Raw genomic sequence first — 19,855 nt, 5'->3', positions numbered from 1 at the left:
CTTCGTCAAAACTTCCCTCTGGCGGCTCCTCCACAGGAGCCGCCCCGCAGCATCATTCCTTGTGCAGGGGTTCAGGCTTGCGACAGGGGATAATAGGACTGGAGCGCGCGCACTTCAAGGGCACGCCCCCGAAGCGCCTCGATCGCGTCCGCAGCAGCGACGCTGGCGGCCGCCGTGGTGAAGCTGGCGATCTTCGCCCGCAGCGCCGATGTGCGGATGGCCTTGCTGTCCTTGAGCGACTGCCAGCCCTCGGTGGTGTTGAAGATCAGTTGCACGTCGCCGTCGGTGATCCGGTCGACGATGTGCGGGCGCCCTTCGGCAACCTTGTTCACCGTTTCGACCGCGATGCCCTGCCCTTCCAGATAGGAAGCGGTGCCGCCGGTGGCGATGATGGTGAAGCCCATGCCCGCCAGCTTCTGCACCGCCGGCAGGATCACCGGCTTGTCGCTGTCCTTGACCGACACGAAGACCGTGCCGCTGGTCGGCAGAACGGTGCTCGCGCCCAGCTGCGCCTTGGCGAAGGCGGTCGCGAAATTGCTGTCGATTCCCATGACTTCGCCCGTGCTCTTCATTTCGGGCGAGAGGACCGGATCGACGCCGGGGAAACGGCCGAAGGGGAAGACGGCTTCCTTGACCGCGACGTGCGAAATCGCATTGCGGTCGATCGTCGGCAGATCCCTGAGCTTCTCGCCGGCCATCACGCGGCTGGCGATCTTGGCGATAGGCGTGCCGATCGCCTTGGCGACGAAGGGGACCGTGCGGCTGGCGCGCGGGTTCACCTCGATCAGGTAGACGGTGCCGTCCTTGACCGCGAACTGGATGTTCATCAGGCCGCGAACCGAAAGCGCACGCGCCAGAACTTCGGTCTGCCGCTCGATTTCCGCGATGACCTCGTCCGACAGGCTATAGGGCGGCAGCGAGCAGGCGGAGTCGCCGGAGTGAACGCCCGCTTCCTCGATATGCTGGAGCACGCCCGCCACCACGACATCGTCACCGTCGCACAGCGCGTCCACGTCCACTTCCACGGCGTCGCGCAGATACTGGTCGATCAGCACTGGCGAGTCGCCCGACACCTGCACGGCCGTGGTGATATATTCCTCCAGCTGCGCCTGGCCGTCGACAATCTCCATGGCGCGACCGCCAAGAACGTAAGACGGCCGCATCAGCACCGGATAGCCGATGCGGTTGGCGACCGCGATCGCCTCCTCGCGGCTGCGGGCGATGCCGTTGGCAGGCTGCTTGAGCTTCAGCTTGTCGATCAGCGCGGCGAAGCGCTCGCGATCCTCGGCCAGGTCGATCGCGTCCGGACTGGTGCCCAGGATCGGGATGCCCGCATCCTCCAGCGCCTGCGCCAGCTTGAGCGGCGTCTGCCCGCCAAACTGCACCAGCACGCCGGCCAGCGTCCCGCGCGACATTTCGACGGCCAGGATTTCCAGCACGTCTTCTGCCGTCAGCGGCTCGAAATAGAGACGGTCGGACGTGTCATAGTCGGTCGACACCGTTTCCGGGTTGCAGTTGACCATGATCGTCTCATAGCCGACCTCGCTCAGCGCGAAGCAGGCATGGACGCAGCAATAGTCGAACTCGATGCCCTGTCCGATCCGGTTCGGCCCGCCGCCCAGGATGACGACCTTCTTGCGATCGCTGGGCTGCGCCTCATTCTCCGCCTCGCCGAACAGCGGCGCTTCATAGGTGGAGTACATATAGGGCGTCTTCGCTTCGAACTCGGCGGCGCAGGTGTCGATGCGCTTGAAGACCGGGCGCACGCCCAGCTTGTGGCGCAGCTTGCGCACCTCGTCCTCGGTCACGCCGCCGGTCATAGCCTTGACCGCTTCGTGGATCAGGCCCGACCCGCGCGCAATGCCGCGCTCCATGCCGCGCAGGTTCGCGGACTTGAGCGCCAGATAGGCGAGCCGCTTGTCGGAAAAGCCCATGGACTTCAGGCGGCGCATGCCGTCCGCATCCTGTGGCAGGCCGTTTTCCAGCACTTCGCCTTCCGCATCGACGATTTCCTTGATCCGCTCCAGGAACCAGGGATCGAACTTGGCGATATTGTGGATTTCCTGAACGCTCAGGCCTTCACGCAAAGCCTGCGCGGCGACCAGCAGCCGGTCGGGCGTCGCCTGCGCCAGCGCAGCGATGATGTCGTCCTTGGGCGCGCCGACCAGATGATCGACATTATTGAAACCGCTGAGGCCGGTTTCCAGACCGCGCAGCGCCTTCTGCATCGATTCATGGATGTTGCGGCCGATCGCCATGACTTCGCCGACGGACTTCATCGCGGTCCCGAGCAGCGGCTCGGCGCCCTTGAACTTTTCGAAGGCGAAGCGCGGAATCTTGGTCACGACATAGTCAATGGTCGGTTCGAACGACGCCGGGGTCGCCCCGGTAATGTCATTCTCGATCTCGTCCAGCGTATAGCCGACGGCCAGCTTCGCCGCGACCTTGGCGATCGGGAAGCCGGTCGCCTTCGACGCCAGCGCCGAGGAGCGCGACACGCGCGGGTTCATCTCGATCACGATCAGGCGGCCGTCCTTCGGATTGACCGAGAACTGCACGTTGGAACCGCCTGTTTCCACGCCGATTTCACGCAGCACCGCGATGCTGGCGTTGCGCATGATCTGATATTCCTTGTCGGTCAGCGTCAGTGCCGGCGCGACAGTGATGGAGTCGCCGGTATGGACGCCCATCGGATCGACATTCTCGATCGAGCAGATGATGATGGCATTGTCGTTGCGATCCCGCACGACCTCCATCTCATATTCCTTCCAGCCGATCAGCGATTCCTCGATCAGCACTTCGGTCGTCGGCGACGCGTCAAGGCCGCCGCGCACGATGTTCATGAACTCGTCGCGGTTATAGGCAATGCCGCCGCCGGTGCCGCCCATGGTGAAGCTGGGGCGGATGATCGAGGGAAGACCGGTAAACTCCAGCGCCTCCAGCGCCTCTTCCATCGTATGCGCGATACGCGAACGGGCGCTTTCCAGACCGATCTTGTCCATGGCGTCGCGGAACTTGATCCGGTCCTCCGCCTTGTCGATCGCCTCGGCATCCGCGCCGATCATCTGGACACCGAACTTCTCCAGCGTGCCGTCATTGTAAAGCGCCAGCGCCGTGTTCAGCGCCGTCTGCCCGCCCATGGTCGGCAGCACCGCATCCGGCCGCTCCTTCTCGATGATCTTCGCCACGATTTCGGGCGTGATCGGCTCGACATAGGTCGCGTCGGCAAATTCCGGGTCGGTCATGATGGTGGCCGGGTTGGAATTCACCAGGATGATGCGGTAGCCCTCTTCCTTGAGCGCCTTCACCGCCTGCGTGCCCGAATAATCGAACTCGCACGCCTGGCCGATGATGATCGGGCCAGCGCCGATGATGAGGATGGAGGAGATGTCGGTTCTTTTAGGCATTTTATTACTTACGTCCCCACTTCGCTTCACCGCGTTCGATAATCTCAGCGCGAGACATTCCGATAGCCAACTCGGCGTCACCATAGTCGCCTCGATACATGCGGTAATAAATAGACTGGATCTTTTTGTCCGACAGACCGGAAGGCTCTGAAAATCTAAAAACCGCTTCAGAACCGTTTCCTGCAAACTTGCTGAAATTCAGGCCAAGCGAAATCGCATCTTTATTAAGCTTTTCGGCGCCATTGCCGCGCACCTCAAAGAAAATAGCTTTGGGCAGGGTTGCCCCAAGCGATGATATCCAAGACGGCAGTTCACATCTTAGACCTTGAGGTTTAGCCTGCGACACGGTCGTGTAGCCACCTAGAGAGCGCACCACATACGGCACCTCGTTAATCAACGAAAACGGCTCAGGCACATCTCTTCGTTGAGTAACAAAAATAGTAAATCGTCCCACATCGCCTGGCTCGATTTCAGCAGCGGATGCTTGCCATTTTTTCGCCTTAGCTAGCTTTACTAACTCAGGAATTTTTGAAGCCGGTGCGAACACCTCGTACGCCTGTGGGCAAGTCTGGACAGTTGCAGCCGCGTCCATCAATGCACGCCCCCCGCCTGCGCTTCGCAGCCCCAGCCGTCATATTCGACGCCGCAGAGGATTTCGATCTGGAGGCACTTCTTGGTCAGCGCGCGGATCGAGGCTTCGTCGACCGGCTGCACGCATTCCAGGAACAGGAACAGGTCGCCATCCTCATCCTCTTCCCGGTCCAGTTCGACGAAACCGAACTGGCTGGCGATGGTCAGGACGCGCTCGAAATCCTTCTCGCTGCCCTTGAAGCTGACGTCCACGGGCCGCGCGATCCGCGCCACGTCGCCATTGGCGGCCAGATTGGCGAGGACGGACTTGTCCGCCTCCCACTCTGCCGCGAGGCGCGCTTCGTCAACGGGGGGCAGGTTCTGGCTCACGCCGCGACCGGCTTCTTGATGCCGTCCACGAACCGCTGGAACAGGTAGAAGCTGTCCTGCGGGCCGGGCGAGGCTTCGGGGTGATATTGCACCGAGAAAGCGTTCTTGTCGGTCAGTTCGATGCCGCAATTGCTGCCGTCGAACAGCGACACATGGGTCGAACGCGCATTGGCGGGCAGCGTGTCGACGTCAACGGCGAAGCCATGGTTCATCGACGTGATCTCGACCAGACCGTCCGACAGGCGCTTGACCGGATGGTTCGCGCCGCGATGGCCCTGATGCATCTTGATCGTCTTTGCGCCCACGGCCAACCCCAGCAGCTGGTGGCCAAGGCAAATGCCGAAGATCGGCATATTATCGGTCAGCAGCGCCGCAATCACCGGCACGGCATAGGCGCCGGTCGCAGCCGGATCGCCCGGACCGTTGGACAGGAACACGCCGTCGGGCTTCTGCTCCATCACCTGTTCGTAGGTGGCGGTGGCGGGCAGCAAGGTGACGCGCGCGCCGGCCTGCACCAGATTGCGGAAGATATTGTTCTTCGCGCCATAATCGATCGCGACGACATGGGGGCGTTCTTCGCCGGCCTCATCGAGGCCATAGCCGTGACCCAGCTTCCACACGCCGTCCTTCCACAGGCGGCTTTCCTTGCCCGTGACCTCGATGGCGAGGTCCATGCCCTCCAGCCCCGGCCACGATGCAGCCTTCGCCGCCAGCGCCGCGATGTCAAACGCGCCTTCGGGATCATGGGCGATTACGACATTGGGCGCGCCCTTGATGCGAATAAGGCGGGTCAGCGCGCGGGTGTCGACCCCGGCAAGGCCGATGCGGCCATTGTCGCGCATCCACTGGTCGAAGGGTTCGACATTGCGGAAATTGCTGGGCGCGGTGACGTCCTGCCGCACGATACAGCCCAGCGCATGGGGCGAAGTCGCCTCGACGTCATCCAGGTTCGTGCCGACATTGCCGATATGCGGGAAGGTGAAATTGATGATCTGCCCGGCGTAGGACGGATCGGTCATGATCTCCTGATAGCCGGTGATCGAGGTGTTGAAGCAGAGTTCGCCCACCGCATCGCCGACCGCGCCGAAGCCACGACCGAAGACAGCGGAGCCATCCGCAAAAACCACGACCCCTGTCGCTCCTTTGGGCACAATGAGGGTCTTGGCGTCTGCCATGGTCTGGTGTCCTTTATGCTTTTGCGGGAACCCGTCTGGAGCGGGTTAAACGGCCGGTCAGGTAGGCGCGCATCCTCCCAAGGTCAACGTCTGTTAAAAATCTCTTTTGGCGTTATATCTGGTCCTTTCCCGAAGAGACAGGATTCATTCGCCATGATTCGCGACACCATCAAGAGCGCCCAGATCGAGTCGATGAAGGCCGGTGAGAAGGATCGCCTGGCCGCCGTGCGCCTGATCCTGGCGAAGCTGAAGGACCGCGACATCGAACTGCGCACCGCGACCAGCGTGCCGGACGACGACGCCGTGGTCGTCGAAGTGCTGCAAAAGATGGTGAAGCAGCGCCGCGAATCGATCGACATGTTCAAGAGCGGCGGCCGCGACGAACTCGCCGCCAGGGAGCAGGCCGAACTGGACGTAATCGAAAGCTTCCTGCCCGCCCAGCTGACGGAGGAAGAGACGAAGGCCGCGATCGAGGGGATCAAGGCCGAAGTCGGCGCGGAAAGCGTGAAGGACATGGGCAAGGTGATGGCGGTACTGAAGGAACGCCATGGAACGGTGATCGACATGAGCAAGGCCAGCGGGCTGGTGAAGGCGGCGCTTGGGTGAGTGAAGACGGGGGAGCGCCACGCCCTCTCCCCCTCCCGCTTGCGGGAGGGAGCTGCTACCATATCCGTTCGTTTCGAGCGTAGTCGAGAAACGCATGGCGCCATGCTCGACACAAGCGCGGGTTCAGGCATAATCGTCCGATGGCTTTCTGGACCTATATGCTCAAATGCTCCGATAGCCGTTATTACACCGGCCACACCGACGATCTGGAGCACCGCATAGGTCAGCATCAATGCGGCCAGGGCAGCCAGTTTACCCGCACGCGCCTGCCCGTTACGCTCGTCTGGAGCGAGAATTTCGGCACCCGGATCGAAGCATTGGAAGCGGAACGCATCATAGGCGGCTGGTCGCGCGCCAAGAAGGAAGCGATGATAGCGGGAAACTGGTCTTTGGTATCGCATTTGGCAAAACCGCCCCACGAACGTGACAAAGCCAAAGATCCGTTCGGTGGTGCACCCGCCCCCGAGCCCCCCGCATGACCCTCACCCCCCAATGGCTGGACGAACTGCGCGCGCGGACGTCGCTTTCGACCCTCATCGGCAAGACGGTGAAGGTGCAGAAGGCCGGCCGCGAATATAAGGCCTGCTGCCCCTTCCATAATGAGAAGACGCCCAGCTTCACGATCAACGACGAGAAGGGCTTCTACCACTGCTTCGGCTGCGGCGCGCATGGCGATGCGATCCGCTGGATGACCGACCAACGCGGCCTGCCCTTCATGGAGGCCGTGAAGGAACTCGCCGCGACCGCCGGCATGGACGTTCCGGCGGCCGATCCACGCGCCGCGCGCCGTGCCGAACAGGCCAAGGGGCTGCACGACGCCATGGCCGCCGCGCAGGGCTTTTTCGAGGAGCAGCTGGGCGGCATCGACGGGGGCGAGGCGCGCGCCTATCTCGGCAAGCGCGGCATCAGCGACGCCACCCGCCGCGCCTTCGGCTTTGGCTATTCGCCCGATGGACGCGGACGCCTCAAGACCGCGCTCAAGGAGTTCGGCGACCCGATGCTGGTCGAGGCCGGGCTTCTCATCGACCCGGACGGGATCGAGCCGGATAGCGGCAAGGCCAGGAAACGCGACACCTACGACCGCTTCCGCGGCCGCCTCATGCTGCCGATCCGCGACATTCGCGGGCGCGTCATCGCCTTTGGCGGCCGTATCCTTGGTGCCGGCGAACCCAAATATCTGAACTCGCCCGACACGCCGCTCTTCGACAAGGGGCGGACCCTCTACAATATCGACAAGGCGTCCCCCGCCAGCCGCAGCAGCGGCCGCGTCATCGTGGTCGAAGGCTATATGGACGTGATCGCGCTGGCGCAGGCCGGGTTCGGCGAAGCCGTCGCCCCGCTCGGCACCGCCCTCACCGAACATCAGATCGAGCGATTGTGGAAAATGGTGGAGGTGCCCCTCCTCTGCTTCGACGGCGACTCGGCCGGACAGAAGGCGGCGATCCGCGCCGCCACACGCGCCCTGCCGCTGCTCCGCCCCGGCCACAGCCTCGCCTTCGCGACGCTGCCGACGGGCCAGGATCCCGACGATCTGATCCGCGCCAGCGGCCGGCACGCGATGGAAACGGTGCTGGGCGCCGCAGAACCGCTGATCGAACGGCTCTGGAAGCATGAAGTCTCGTCAGCGCCGCTCAGCACGCCGGAGGAGAAGGCCGCGCTCAAACAACGGCTTCGCTCCATAACGGACGCGATTCAACATCCCGACGTGCGCGCCCATTACGCCCATGAGTTTCGCGAGCGGTACGACGCGCTCTTTTTCGCCCGCCGCGATTCGGCCCCGGCGCAGCAGCGCTTTCAGGGCGGCGGCGGAAACGGCGCTGGATTCGGGGCGGGTCGCTGGCAGCGCGACAAGCGCGGCAACTGGAAACCGCCGATTCCTCCCGCGGGTACCGAAGCGCGGGCCATCGGCGCCAGCGGCATGGAGCAGCGCCTGCTGCGCGCGATCCTCGCCGCCCTGCTCCGCCATCCCGAACAGATCGCCCCCCATCGGGAGATGCTTTCGGCCCTGCAAATCGGCGATCCGCTGCTCGCGCAGCTGCTCGCTGCGATGATCAGCCTGTCCTTCCGCAAAGAAACAGTTGAAACGCAGGCCCTCCTTACCATATTGGGGCAAGGTGAGTTGTATAATATGGCCAAGGGGATGCTCCGGGCCGATGCGTTCACACTCACTCCCGACAGGATGGCCGCCGACCCTGACCGCCTAGCGCGCGATCTGGAGGAGGCTGTTCGGGTGATGGCGCAGGGACCGGAGCTGGAAACAGCATTGGTGGAGGCCACAAGGCGGTTTGAGAGCGACTTCAGCGAGGAAAATTTCGCTGAACAGCAGCGCGTTCGCGCGCTGAAAGCTGATCACGACCGTCGTCTGGCGGAACTTGCGCAGTCCGAAGACATTGTTTGATTTAGGTTAGCCCTTTCCAGAAGGGCGGCGAAGTAAGGCGAATAGATGGCGACCAAGGCGAACAGCAAGAATGGCAGCGTGAGCGATGGGGAGGATGGCGGCGACGCCCCCCTTCTCGATCTCAACGAAGCCTCGGTCAAGAAGCTGATCGCCCGCGCGAAGAAGCGCGGCTACATCACCTATGACGAGCTGAACGATGCCCTGCCGCAGGACCAGATGTCCTCCGAGCAGATCGAGGACATCATGGCGGCGCTCAACGAAATGGGCGTCAACATCGTCGAGAATGAGGAAGCCAGCGAAGACGGCGACGAGCAGCGCGAGCGCGAGGATGCCGAGGACGCCGAGGACGATTCGAACGACGATGACGGCCCCAAGCTCGTCACCGAGAAGAAGAAGGAAACGGTCGATCGCACCGACGATCCCGTTCGCATGTATCTGCGCGAAATGGGCGCGGTGGAATTGCTCAGCCGTGAGGGCGAAATCGCCATCGCCAAGCGGATCGAGGCCGGCCGCGACACCATGATCCTGGGTCTGTGCGAAAGCCCGACCACCTTCAACGCGATCATCGAATGGTCGACCGCGCTCAACAACGGCGAAATGCAGCTGCGCGAGATACTCGATCTCGACGCCATGCTCTCCAAGGATCCTGCTCCGGAAAATCTGGAGGAAGGCGCCGAGGATGATGATGGCGAGATCAGCGAGAAGACCGCCGGTCCCAGCTTCAAGGAAGAGGAAGAGCCGGAGGAAGAATCGGCCGACGGCGACGAAGATGAGGACGGCGCGCCCCGTGCCCGCCGCAACGAGGAAGAAGAGGAAGAGGACAACACCCTCTCCCTCGCCCAGATGGAAGAGACGCTCAAGCCGATGGCGCTTGAGAAGTTCGCCACCATCACCGAAATCTTTCGCGCCTTCTCCGCCGCGCAGGAAGCGCGCATGGTCGCCATGGCCAATGGCGAAACGCTGAGCCAGAAGGCCGAAGACGATTATCAGGGTCTGCGCGAAAGCCTGACCGCCGAGGTCGAGAGCGTCCAGTTCCACCAGCAGAAGATCGAATATCTGGTCGATCAGCTCTATGCCTATAACCGGCGCCTGACCGCGCTGGGCGGCCAGATGCTGCGCCTGGCAGAACGGCACAAGGTCAGCCGCAAGGATTTCCTCGACCGCTATGTCGGCAACGAGCTGGACGATGCCTGGCTGGAAAAGGTGCAGGGCCTCGACAAGAAATGGGCCGCCTTCGCCGCTGCGGAGGGCCGCGCGGTCGAACGCATCCGCAACGAGGTGAACGAGATCGCGCAGGCGACCGGCATGTCGCTGTCCGAATTCCGCCGCATCGTGAATATGGTGCAGAAGGGCGAGCGTGAAGCGCGCATCGCGAAGAAGGAAATGGTCGAAGCGAACCTGCGCCTCGTCATCTCCATTGCGAAGAAGTACACGAACCGCGGCCTTCAGTTCCTGGATCTCATCCAGGAAGGCAATATCGGCCTGATGAAGGCGGTGGACAAGTTCGAGTATCGCCGCGGCTACAAGTTCAGCACCTACGCGACATGGTGGATCAGGCAGGCAATCACCCGTTCGATCGCGGATCAGGCGCGGACCATCCGTATCCCGGTCCACATGATCGAAACGATCAACAAGCTGGTCCGCACCAGCCGCCAGTTCCTGCACGAGCAGGGCCGCGAGCCGACGCCGGAGGAAATGGCCGAGCGTCTGTCGATGCCGCTCGAAAAGGTCCGCAAGGTGATGAAGATCGCCAAGGAGCCGATCAGCCTCGAAACGCCGATCGGCGACGAGGAAGATTCGCACCTCGGCGACTTCATCGAGGACAAGAATGCGATCATCCCGGTGGACGCGGCGATCCAGGCGAACCTCAAGGAAACGGTCACGCGCGTCCTTGCCTCGCTGACGCCACGCGAGGAACGCGTGCTCCGCATGCGCTTCGGCATCGGCATGAATACGGACCATACGCTTGAAGAAGTGGGCCAGCAGTTCAGCGTGACCCGCGAGCGTATCCGCCAGATCGAGGCGAAGGCGCTGCGCAAGCTCAAGCACCCGTCCCGCTCGCGGAAGATGCGGTCTTTCCTCGATCAGTAAAATTAAAATGGATCGGTAAATATAAATTAACCATCCTTGACGGAAAAGGGCGGCTTTCACGGTCGCCCTTTCTGATTCCGTAAACCGGACGTTTACTCGGTTCGCCTATTTCTGGGCTTCTCCCTGCATGGGCGGGGCATCACAGGGATCTGGAGCATGAGCGAAGCGGCACCCCGCTATCAATTTGGCGACATATCGCGTGTCCTCGAAGCGCTTGTCGCCGCTGATGGCACCGCCGCTCACGCCTATGCCAACCGCGCCAGCATGGGCGTGGTCCGCGATGCCCAGCTGCCGCTGCCCGACCTCGCCGACGCGGCCACCTATGTCAGCCTGCTCCATGGCCGCCATCCCGGCGTCATCGACTATGCCGCCACCCGGTCGACCGACAATGCCGCGCGCCGCTGGCTGATCGATGCGGCGGACGCCTTCGCTGCGGAGCGCGCCTATCTGGCGCAAGTCACGGTCGCCGCCGGCCCTGCCCCCAGCACGGCGGGACAGGCCGATTGCGAGACTGCCGTCAGCCAGCAGCGCCACGCGCTCGACACGCTCGCCCAGTCCGACCGGCGCGGTTGCGCCATGGGTGCGGCGATGGCGCTGGTGCTGGACTGGCGCGCCATGCGCCATGTACTCGACATGGTGGCGATCCGCGCCGGGCTGGAACCGCAGCCCTGCTCTCTGCCCGATCGCGCCGCCACGCTGGACGTCGCGCGTGCCATCGGTGGTGATGATGGTATCGACCGCGCGATCCAGTTCGGCGCGCGCCAGTTGCTGGCCCAGCATCGCGGCCTGTGGGATCTGCTCGGCGCCCGCGCTGCCGTCCGCGCCAAGGCGGGCTGACCCCATAAACGCATTGCGCCCGCGCGCCGCATTGCCTAGTCCGGTTGCCATAGACAACGGAACGGGATTGCAGGATGCGCTTTGAAGGGACGCAGGATTATGTCGCCACCGACGACCTGAAGGTCGCCGTCAACGCCGCCGTGCTGCTGCGCCGCCCGCTGCTGGTGAAGGGCGAACCCGGCACCGGCAAGACCGTGCTGGCGCAGGAAATCGCCAAGGCGCTGGACGCCCCGCTGATCGAATGGAACGTCAAGTCGACGACCAAGGCGCATCAGGGCCTGTACGAATATGACGCCGTCGCCCGTCTGCGCGACGGCCAGTTGGGCGACCCGCGCGTCCACGAGATTTCCAATTATATCCGCAAGGGCAAGCTGTGGGAGGCCTTCACCTCCCCCAAACTGCCGGTGCTGCTGATCGACGAGATCGACAAGGCCGATATCGAGTTCCCCAACGACCTGTTGCAGGAACTGGATCGCATGGCCTTCCACGTCTACGAGACGGGCGAGACGATCGCGGCGGCCGAACGGCCGGTGGTGGTCATCACGTCGAACAATGAAAAGGAACTGCCCGACGCCTTCCTGCGCCGCTGTTTCTTCCACTATATCAAATTTCCCGATCGCGAGACGATGCAGGCGATCGTCGATGTCCATTTCCCCGGCATCCAGAAGCTTCTGGTGAGCAAGGCGATGGAGATCTTCTACGAGATACGCGACGTCCCCGGCCTCAAGAAGAAGCCCAGCACCAGCGAACTGCTCGACTGGCTGAAGCTGTTGCTGAACGAGGACATGCCCTTGGACGTGCTCCAGAACAGCGACCCGACCAAGGCGATCCCGCCCCTCCATGGCGCCCTGCTCAAGAATGAACAGGACATCATGATGTTCGAGCGGCTGGCCTTCATGGCCCGGCGGCAGGGGCGGTAATCTACATCCGTTCGCTTCGAGCGTGTCGAGAAGCGGATAGCCCACTCATGACGTTTCTCGACTTCGCTCGAAACGAACGGAGTCCGAGCCAAGGAAATCCCCCATGCCCCATACCGCCGGATGCCTTTGCGGCGCCGTTCGCATCTCGATCGACGCGGAACCGATGGCCGCCCGCATGTGCTGGTGCCGCCTGTGCCAATATCTGGGCGGCGGCGGCGCGACCGTGAATGTCTGCTTCCCCAGCGACCATGTGACCATTATCGGCGAGGTGCGCTGGCATGACAGCGTCGCCGACAGCGGCAACGCCATGAAGCGCGGCTTCTGCCCGACCTGCGGCTCGCCGCTGTTCAGCATGGCCGAATCGCGCCCGCATCTGACCTTCATCCGCGCTGGCGCGCTGGACGATCCTTCCCTGATCGGACCACAGGCAGAAATCTGGACCGACGCTGCCCCCGACTGGGCGCATCATGATCCCGCATTGCCGCATTATCCCGCGCAAATCCCGCCAGTGGCGTGAATTACTGACTTGCGCGTTGCGGGATAGTCTGTAGCCTTCCTGTCATAGTTCAAAGCCGCGCCAAGACGGTTTGATCTGGAGAGGGATGCCGATGCCCAAGCGCGCTTTGTTCCTGTTGTCCGCCGTCCTGTCGCTGGCTTTGCCATCGCTGGCGCACGCGGTCGAGGATGCCGAGGCCTGGACGCCCACGGAAAGCACGATCCGCGCCAATGCAGCCGGGATCACCATGCCCCAGAGCGTGGCCGGCCTCTCGCTCAGCAAGAGCGGCGAAGCCTCCAATGGCGGGCGCGCGATCGACAATTACGCCCAATATCTGTCCGAGGATGGCGCCATCCAGGCGACCCTCTATGTTTATATGCCGACCTATGCCGACGCCTCGCTGGCGGCCTACATGACCGACAAGGCGGTCATGGAACGGTTCGGCAGTCAGACACGCCGCACCGACTATGCCAGCGCCACTGCCGCCGGCCAGGCGGGACGTGCCATCCGCGCCGTTTATGACAATGCCGCCGACGGTGCCCTGACTACGGCGGCCGGCTTCGTCCATGCCGGGCGCTGGATCGCCAAGATCCGCGTCACCGGTCCGACCGAACGCCGTGCCGAAGTGCTGGCGGGCCTTGATGGCATGTTGTCCGGCCTTGCGTTCGACGACGCCGCGTCGCTTCATGCCACCGCACCCGCGACGTTCAGCGCCTGCCCGGCCGCCGATACCGGCGATGCGCAACTGGCGAAGGCTAATCCGGGCGATCGAGCCATGCCGCAGGACGTCCGCATTCCGCGCGAAGGCAAGGATGCGCTCTGCGTGCGCGGCACCGTGACCACGGCGGAAGGGCGCTACGACATGCTCCAGCAGGCCGGCCGCGGCGACGGCGCGATCATCGTGCCGGTTGACGACAGCGGCACTGTGCTGGCCTTCGATCCCGCGACCAACGCGCAGGGTTACAAGCTGTCCATTCACATGGTCGGCCAGACCGACATCTACGGCACCTATGACAAGGTGCCCAGCCCGCGTCAGGTCGCCGCGATACTGGACGGCAAGGACAGCCAGACCGCGCAGGCGCAGGTCGTTGCCACCTATGCCGCCAACGGCGAAGTGACGATGCTTCCCGTGCAGGGCCGCTGACGCAAATCGTCGCGACAGGCGAAAGCGGACCTGATAAAGCCGCTGCGTGCCGAACCTAGCGACCCTTTCGGATGGACTGGCCTTTGTGACGGTTGCGCTCGCGCCGCTGATCCTGCCGCTCATCCTGTTCGGCCTGCTCGAACGGCTGGCGCCCGCAGGGCCGCTCAAATCGGCGCGCGGCTGGTGGCTGAACCTGCGGCTGATGCTGCTCTACCTTGGCGTGCCCACGCTGTTCGGTTTCGCGATCAAGGCGGCCGTGACCAAGGCCCGATCGGCCGGCAATGGCGGCTTTCTGGACCTGTTTCCCATCGTCTACTCCACGGGAATGCTGGCTCTGATCGCCGGCTGTCTGCTTGCTATCCTGATCTGGGACTTCTTCTATTATTGGTGGCACCGCGCGCAGCACAGCATAAGCTGGCTCTGGCGTATCCATTGCCTCCACCATATGGACGAAACGCTGGGCGTTTCCGCCAATATGCGGGTCCACTGGCTGGAGGAGATCGGCCGCACCTTGGCCATCTTCCTGCCCATGGCCCTGCTGTTCAATCTGCCGGCGCAGACCGGCCTTGTCGCACTGGCCATCACCGTCTGGGGCGCCTTCGTCCATTCCAACCTGCGCCTGCAACTCGGCTGGGCCAGTCCGATCATCGCCGGGCCGCAATTGCACCGCATCCACCACAGCCGGCTGGTGGAACATCATGACCGCAATTTTTCCGCCTTCCTGCCAGTCTGGGATGTGCTCTTCGGCACCTATCATCACCCAAAACGCGGCGAATTTCCGCCCACCGGCGTCGAGGGCCGCAGCGAAGTATCCTCCATCTGGGAAGCCGTCATCCTCCCCTTCCGGCGCGACTGGACGACCCCGCGCCCATGACCACCCGTACCGGGGCGACCCGCTTCGCGCGCATCCGCGCCCGGTTGGAAGCGATCCGCATCGCCCCCGGCCCGCAGGCATGGGCGTTCGAATTTCTCCTCTTCGGCTTCAAGCAGGGCTGGGCCTGCCTGTTCGGCGGGCTGATGCTGGGCCTGCTGTTGGCGACACATCTCTTCTATCCGGCCGATGCGCCGTTCCATCGCTATGATTTCCTGACGCTCGCCGCGCTCGCCATCCAGGCCGCGATGCTCGCCTTCCGCCTCGAAAGCTGGGGCGAGGCGAAGGTCATCTTCGCCTTCCACCTGATCGGCACGATCATGGAGTTGTTCAAGACCCATGCCGGGTCATGGATCTACCCCGAAGCCAGCCTGCTCCATGTCGGCCCCGTCCCGCTTTTCTCCGGCTTCATGTATGCGGCAGTCGGAAGCTATATCGCGCGCATCTGGCGCATTTTCGGCTTCCGCTTCACCCATTACCCATCGGCCTGGACCACGGTGCTGCTGGCGGTCGCCATCTATGTCAATTTCTTCGCCCACCACTGGCTGCCCGACATCCGCATAGCGCTGTTCGTGGCGGCGATCCTGTTGTTCGGGCGGACATGGATCGTCTATACGCCCTGGCGCGCGCCGCGCCGGATGCCGCTGCTCGTGGGCTTCTTCCTCGTCGCGCTGTTCATCTGGTTCGCCGAGAATATCGGCACCTTCGCCAATGCCTGGACCTATCCCGACCAGCGTCATGGCTGGCAGATGGTGGGCCTCGCCAAGCTGGGCAGCTGGTATCTGCTGATGATCATTTCCTTTGTGCTCGTGTCGCTGATCCACGGCATCAGATCAGATAGCCGACCTCATACAGCCCCCAGCGCCGCCCCGCGAACACCAGAGGCACGAACACGCTGCGCAACGCCCGATAGCGGCCTTCGCCCAGATCCTGCCGATAGGTGAAGAGGAAGAAGTCCCCCGCGCCGTCCAGCGCCCGGCGGGTCTGGCTGTCCATGAATATCTGCCGGTTGCGCGCATGTTCCATATTCCAGTCCCGCGCATCCGACCGCTGTGGCTGGCTGCGCGCGCTGATATGGGTGGGAAGATAGCCGTTCATGTCGATCAGGCAGCAGCCGATCACCGCCTTGTCCTGCGCCGTATGCCGGTCGAGCGCGGGCCGCAGCACCCTGTCGGCGAAGGCTGTGAAGCCATTCCAATATTGCGCCGGCTCCGACCCGTCGATCCGCCGGTAATCCGCGTCGAACAAGGTTTCGACGTTCAGTTGCCCGCTCCGCAACGCCCCCTCGATCAGCGCGCGCACCTCCTCAGCCCCCTCTTCGGCCAGCGCGATATAGCGACTGTTGCGCGTCGTCTGCGGTCCGTGCGCCGTGGTGTTGAGCATGGCGTTCGCCATCCCTTCCAGCCCGTCCAGCTGCTGGCGCGCGACATCGACCCGTGCCGCGCTCTCACCCGACGAGCGGCTGAAATCACTCAGCCCATGGCGCAGCGCCGCCACGTCATGGTCGGCGGCGTCAGTGCAGGCGACGATCGTTTCCGATCGCTCGCCGAACTGCGTCACCAGCGACGCGATCTCCGCCATGCTCATGCGCAGCTGGTCGATATGGATGCCGGCCTCGCGCCCACGGACGATATTGGCCTCCACCCCGCCGATCAGCCGCCGCGCGTCGCGGTCCAGCTGGCCCAGCTTGTCGCCGACCGTCGCGGCGGATTCCCCCGCCTGCCCCGCCAGCCGCCGGATTTCCTCCGCCACCACGGCAAAGCCCTGCGCCCGCTCCCCGCCGCGCGTCGCCTCGATCGCGGCATTGATGCCCAAAAGCCGCGTCTGCCGCGCAATCGCGCCCAGATCCTCGGAAATGGAACCGACCGCCTCGATCACCGACAGAAACTGGCGCAGATGCCCTTCCAGCCCCGTGACATGCTCGACCAGCCCCGCCACCTCCCCCAGCGACAGGCCGATCACTTCATGCCCGTCGGCGACGATCTGCCCGGCGCGGCGCGCGGTCAGGCTCAATTCGCGTGCCGCAGCGACACTCTCGCTTTGGCTCTCCCCCAGCCTGCCCATATTCGCCTGCAAGTCGGCCAGGCGCACGGCATCGCCCTGGATGCGGCGATTGACCTCGCCCAGAAATCCAGCCGTTTCGCTGCACTGCAATGCGATGTCGCCCGACCTTTCCCCCAGGTCGGCCAACAAGTCCCTGTTTTCCAAGTGCGCCCCGTCGCTCTATTTGTTTCAGGATGATGACGGATTAACCATGCGGCGCAACACTTAATATTCGGACAATCCCCGTCCGCGCCGACGCCCACATCCTGCCGCTTGCATCCCGCTCTCGCCTGCCCGACAAGGAATGCCATGCTGCTCAACTTCCTCGACGCGCTTCGCGCCGCCGGCATCAACGCCAGCATCAAGGAGCATCTGCTGCTCCTGGAAGCACTCGACCGCGACGTGATCGCCCGGCGGCCGGAGGATTTCTATTATCTGGCCCGCGCGACTTATGTGAAGGATGAAGGGCTGCTCGACCGTTTCGATCAGGTCTTCGCCAGGGTCTTCAAGGGCGTGCTGGGCCAGGACGGGGTCGAGGCCGAGATACCCGAAGAATGGTTGCGCCTCGTCGCCGAAAAATATCTCAGCCCGGAGGATATGGAGAAGATCAAGTCGCTAGGTGACTGGGACGAAATCATGGAGACGCTGAAGAAGCGGCTGGAGGAGCAGAAGGAGCGGCATCAGGGCGGCAGCAAGTGGATCGGCACCGGCGGCACCTCCCCCTTCGGCCATGGCGGCTATAATCCGGAAGGCGTGCGGATCGGTGGGACAAGCCGCCACAAGCGCGCGATCAAGGTGTGGGAAAAGCGCGAATTCGCCAATCTCGACAATGCGAAGCAACTCGGCACCCGCAACATCAAGGTCGCGCTGCGCCGCCTGCGCCGCTTCGCACGGGAAGGCGCGGCCGACGAGCTGGACCTCGACGAAACCATCCGCGGCACCGCACGGCAGGGCTGGCTCGACATCCGCATGCGCCCCGAACGGCACAATGCGGTCAAGCTGCTGCTGTTCCTCGACGTGGGCGGATCGATGGACCCGTTCATCACGCTCTGCGAGGAACTCTTCTCCGCCGCGACGAGCGAATTCAAGAATATGGAATTCTTCTACTTCCATAACTGCCTTTACGAAGGCGTATGGAAGGACAATCGCCGCCGGTTTTCGGAGCGCACTCCGACCTGGGACATCCTTCACAAATATGGCCATGACTATAAGGTGATCTTCGTCGGCGACGCGGCGATGAGCCCTTATGAGATCAGCCATCCGGGCGGATCGGTCGAACATATGAACGAGGAAGCCGGCGCGGCCTGGCTTCAGCGCGTCACCCACACCTACCCCGCCGCCGTCTGGCTCAACCCCGCGACGGAGGCCCATTGGGGCTATAGCCAGTCGACCCGCATCATCCGCGAGTTGATGAACGACCGCATGTACCCGCTGACGATCGAGGGAATAGACGCGGCAATGCGCGAACTGACGCGCAAGCGATAGCCCTCCACGCCGCCCGACGCCGCAGGCGACATTCTGCTTGCCTTGCCCCCGGTGCCTCCCCTAGCGAGCATTTGTGGGGGAAAAATCATGAAATTATCGACACCTGTCACCTTGCTGCTGGGCGCGGCCTGCCTTTCGCTCGCTGGATGCGGCGGCGGATCGGGTGGCGGCACGACCACCACGCCGACACCGACTCCCACGCCAACGCCCACGCCGCCTTCGACCCCGCGGGCCATCACCGGCGTCACCTCCACTCCGGTCGCGACTTTCGCCGCGCCCTGGTCGTTGACCTTCCTGCCCGATGGCCGGATGCTGGTTACCGAACGCCCGGCATCCGCCGGGAAGGTCGCCAACCCGACCGAAACAGGCAGCCTGCGCCTGGTCAGCGCGGCCGGTGTCGTGTCCAATCCGATCGAGGGCATACCGGCCAATATCGGCCTGCTCGACGTCAAACTCGACCCGGCCTACGCCAGCAACAATCTTGTCTATATCAGTGTCATGGAGCGCGATCCCGATGCGCCTCGCGTCGGCCGCAACGCCGGCGAAGCGGGAGTCGACCCGGCCGGGCTGGCGCTGGTGCGCGGCACGCTGCGCTTTACCGGCAGCGGCGCGCATCTCGACAATGCCAGCGTGATCTGGCGTCAGGCGCCCAAGATCGTCGCGAATATCGGCTCGGGCGAACCGGGCGGGCGGATCGCCTTTTCCCCCGACGGCCGCTATCTGTTCCTGGCCGCCGGCGATCGGCAGGAACTCGACAAGACGTTGCTGTTCGCGCTCGACAACACGTTGGGCAAGATCATCCGCATCTATCCCGATGGCGCCGTCCCGTCCGACAACCCCTATCGCGCCCAGGCTGACGCGCTCCCCGAAATCTGGTCGATCGGCCATCGCAATCCCTACGGCCTTGCCTTCGACAGCAAGGGCGTGCTGTGGGAAAATGAAATGGGGCCGAAGGGCGGCGACGAATTCAACCGCATCGATGCCGGCAGCAACTATGGCTGGCCCGCCGTTTCCTATGGCGACAATTATGACGGATCGCCCATCACCCGCCCCGCCGCAGGAGACGGCTATGCCGCGTCGGTCTTCCAGTGGACACCGGTCATCGCGCCGTCCGACATGATCTTCTACAGCGGCACCTTGTTCGAGGATTGGCGCGGTGACGCAATCGTTACCGGCCTCCAGTCCAAGGGGCTGGTCCGGATGCGGACCAATGGCGCCAGCGCGACGGAAATGCAGCGGATCGACATGGCCGCCCGTATCCGCGCGGTCGCGCAAGGGCCGGACGGCGCCCTTTGGGTATTGGAAGACCAGCCGAGCGGACGGCTTCTGAAGCTTTCCCCCATCTTCGCCCCCTGATCGCGGCGATGCGCGAACCGACGTGCAGACGGTAAAGCGCTGAATGGGATCAGGGGCGCCTTGCAA

General features: G+C 63.6%; 17 protein-coding genes. 12 read left to right on the top strand and 5 right to left on the bottom strand.

The annotated features are described in order from the left end of the window. Positions 1-71: 71 nt before the first annotated feature. From carB to carA, 4 genes are read right to left on the bottom strand one after another with little or no spacing between them, the layout of a single operon-like run. Positions 72-3,407, bottom strand: coding sequence for a carbamoyl-phosphate synthase large subunit (gene carB / locus VMR39_RS19860; protein ID WP_325418287.1), 3,336 nt, complete (start codon positions 3,405-3,407; stop codon positions 72-74). 4 nt (positions 3,408-3,411) lie between these two features. Further along, on the bottom strand, positions 3,412-3,999 hold the full coding sequence (locus VMR39_RS19855; protein ID WP_325418285.1) for a hypothetical protein: 588 nt from the start codon (positions 3,997-3,999) through the stop codon (positions 3,412-3,414). Next, positions 3,999-4,367: a ribonuclease E inhibitor RraB gene (locus VMR39_RS19850; protein WP_325418283.1), complete on the bottom strand. Its 369-nt coding sequence runs from the start codon at positions 4,365-4,367 to the stop codon at positions 3,999-4,001. The genes VMR39_RS19855 and VMR39_RS19850 overlap by 1 nt, the downstream gene beginning before the upstream one ends. Next, entirely contained in the window at positions 4,364-5,542 is a 1,179-nt protein-coding gene (gene carA, locus VMR39_RS19845) for a glutamine-hydrolyzing carbamoyl-phosphate synthase small subunit (RefSeq protein WP_325418281.1), read from the bottom strand. Before carA ends, VMR39_RS19850 begins: the two co-directional genes overlap by 4 nt. Before the next feature lie 153 nt (positions 5,543-5,695). Here carA and VMR39_RS19840 point away from each other — a divergent pair, with 153 nt between their 5' ends. From VMR39_RS19840 to VMR39_RS19795, 10 genes are all read left to right on the top strand, one after another. Next, positions 5,696-6,148: a GatB/YqeY domain-containing protein gene (locus tag VMR39_RS19840; protein WP_325418279.1), complete on the top strand. Its 453-nt coding sequence runs from the start codon at positions 5,696-5,698 to the stop codon at positions 6,146-6,148. Positions 6,149-6,288: 140 nt separating this feature from the next. After that, entirely contained in the window at positions 6,289-6,627 is a 339-nt protein-coding gene (locus VMR39_RS19835) for a GIY-YIG nuclease family protein (RefSeq protein WP_325418277.1), read from the top strand. Continuing rightward, the gene (dnaG, locus tag VMR39_RS19830; protein ID WP_325418275.1) at positions 6,624-8,546 is read left to right on the top strand and encodes a DNA primase; all 1,923 of its coding nucleotides are present in this window, start codon (positions 6,624-6,626) and stop codon (positions 8,544-8,546) included. The genes VMR39_RS19835 and dnaG overlap by 4 nt, the downstream gene beginning before the upstream one ends. 45 nt (positions 8,547-8,591) lie before the next feature. After that, positions 8,592-10,637: an RNA polymerase sigma factor RpoD gene (gene rpoD, locus VMR39_RS19825; protein ID WP_325418273.1), complete on the top strand. Its 2,046-nt coding sequence runs from the start codon at positions 8,592-8,594 to the stop codon at positions 10,635-10,637. Between the two features lie 156 nt (positions 10,638-10,793). Then, the gene (locus VMR39_RS19820) at positions 10,794-11,474 is read left to right on the top strand and encodes a DUF6975 family protein (RefSeq protein WP_325418271.1); all 681 of its coding nucleotides are present in this window, start codon (positions 10,794-10,796) and stop codon (positions 11,472-11,474) included. Positions 11,475-11,548: 74 nt separating this feature from the next. Further along, a complete protein-coding gene (locus tag VMR39_RS19815; protein WP_325418269.1) occupies positions 11,549-12,394 on the top strand; it encodes a MoxR family ATPase in 846 nt (281 codons plus the stop codon). Between the two features lie 103 nt (positions 12,395-12,497). Next, on the top strand, positions 12,498-12,911 hold the full coding sequence (locus VMR39_RS19810; RefSeq protein WP_325418268.1) for a GFA family protein: 414 nt from the start codon (positions 12,498-12,500) through the stop codon (positions 12,909-12,911). A gap of 91 nt (positions 12,912-13,002) precedes the next feature. Continuing rightward, a complete protein-coding gene (locus tag VMR39_RS19805) occupies positions 13,003-14,034 on the top strand; it encodes a hypothetical protein (RefSeq protein WP_325418266.1) in 1,032 nt (343 codons plus the stop codon). Between the two features lie 85 nt (positions 14,035-14,119). After that, positions 14,120-14,908 (top strand): sterol desaturase family protein, encoded by a 789-nt coding sequence (locus VMR39_RS19800; protein WP_325418264.1) that lies wholly within the window; start codon positions 14,120-14,122, stop codon positions 14,906-14,908. Next, entirely contained in the window at positions 14,905-15,849 is a 945-nt protein-coding gene (locus tag VMR39_RS19795) for a DUF817 domain-containing protein (RefSeq protein ID WP_325418262.1), read from the top strand. Before VMR39_RS19800 ends, VMR39_RS19795 begins: the two co-directional genes overlap by 4 nt. Here VMR39_RS19795 and VMR39_RS19790 read toward each other — a convergent pair. Continuing rightward, the gene (locus tag VMR39_RS19790; RefSeq protein ID WP_325418260.1) at positions 15,734-17,098 is read right to left on the bottom strand and encodes a methyl-accepting chemotaxis protein; all 1,365 of its coding nucleotides are present in this window, start codon (positions 17,096-17,098) and stop codon (positions 15,734-15,736) included. The genes VMR39_RS19795 and VMR39_RS19790 overlap by 116 nt on opposite strands. A gap of 159 nt (positions 17,099-17,257) precedes the next feature. On the opposite strand from VMR39_RS19790, the gene VMR39_RS19785 reads away from it, so the two are divergent. Further along, positions 17,258-18,433, top strand: a complete 1,176-nt coding sequence (locus VMR39_RS19785) for a vWA domain-containing protein (RefSeq protein ID WP_325418258.1) — start codon at positions 17,258-17,260, stop codon at positions 18,431-18,433. A gap of 87 nt (positions 18,434-18,520) precedes the next feature. Then, on the top strand, positions 18,521-19,789 hold the full coding sequence (locus tag VMR39_RS19780; protein WP_325418256.1) for a PQQ-dependent sugar dehydrogenase: 1,269 nt from the start codon (positions 18,521-18,523) through the stop codon (positions 19,787-19,789). Positions 19,790-19,855: the final 66 nt, after the last annotated feature.

The organism is Sphingobium sp. (assembly GCF_035511395.1).
GTDB lineage: Bacteria > Pseudomonadota > Alphaproteobacteria > Sphingomonadales > Sphingomonadaceae > Sphingobium.
Note: the sequence above shows the minus strand (reverse complement) of the source record. Positions and strands in the feature narration are given on the sequence as shown.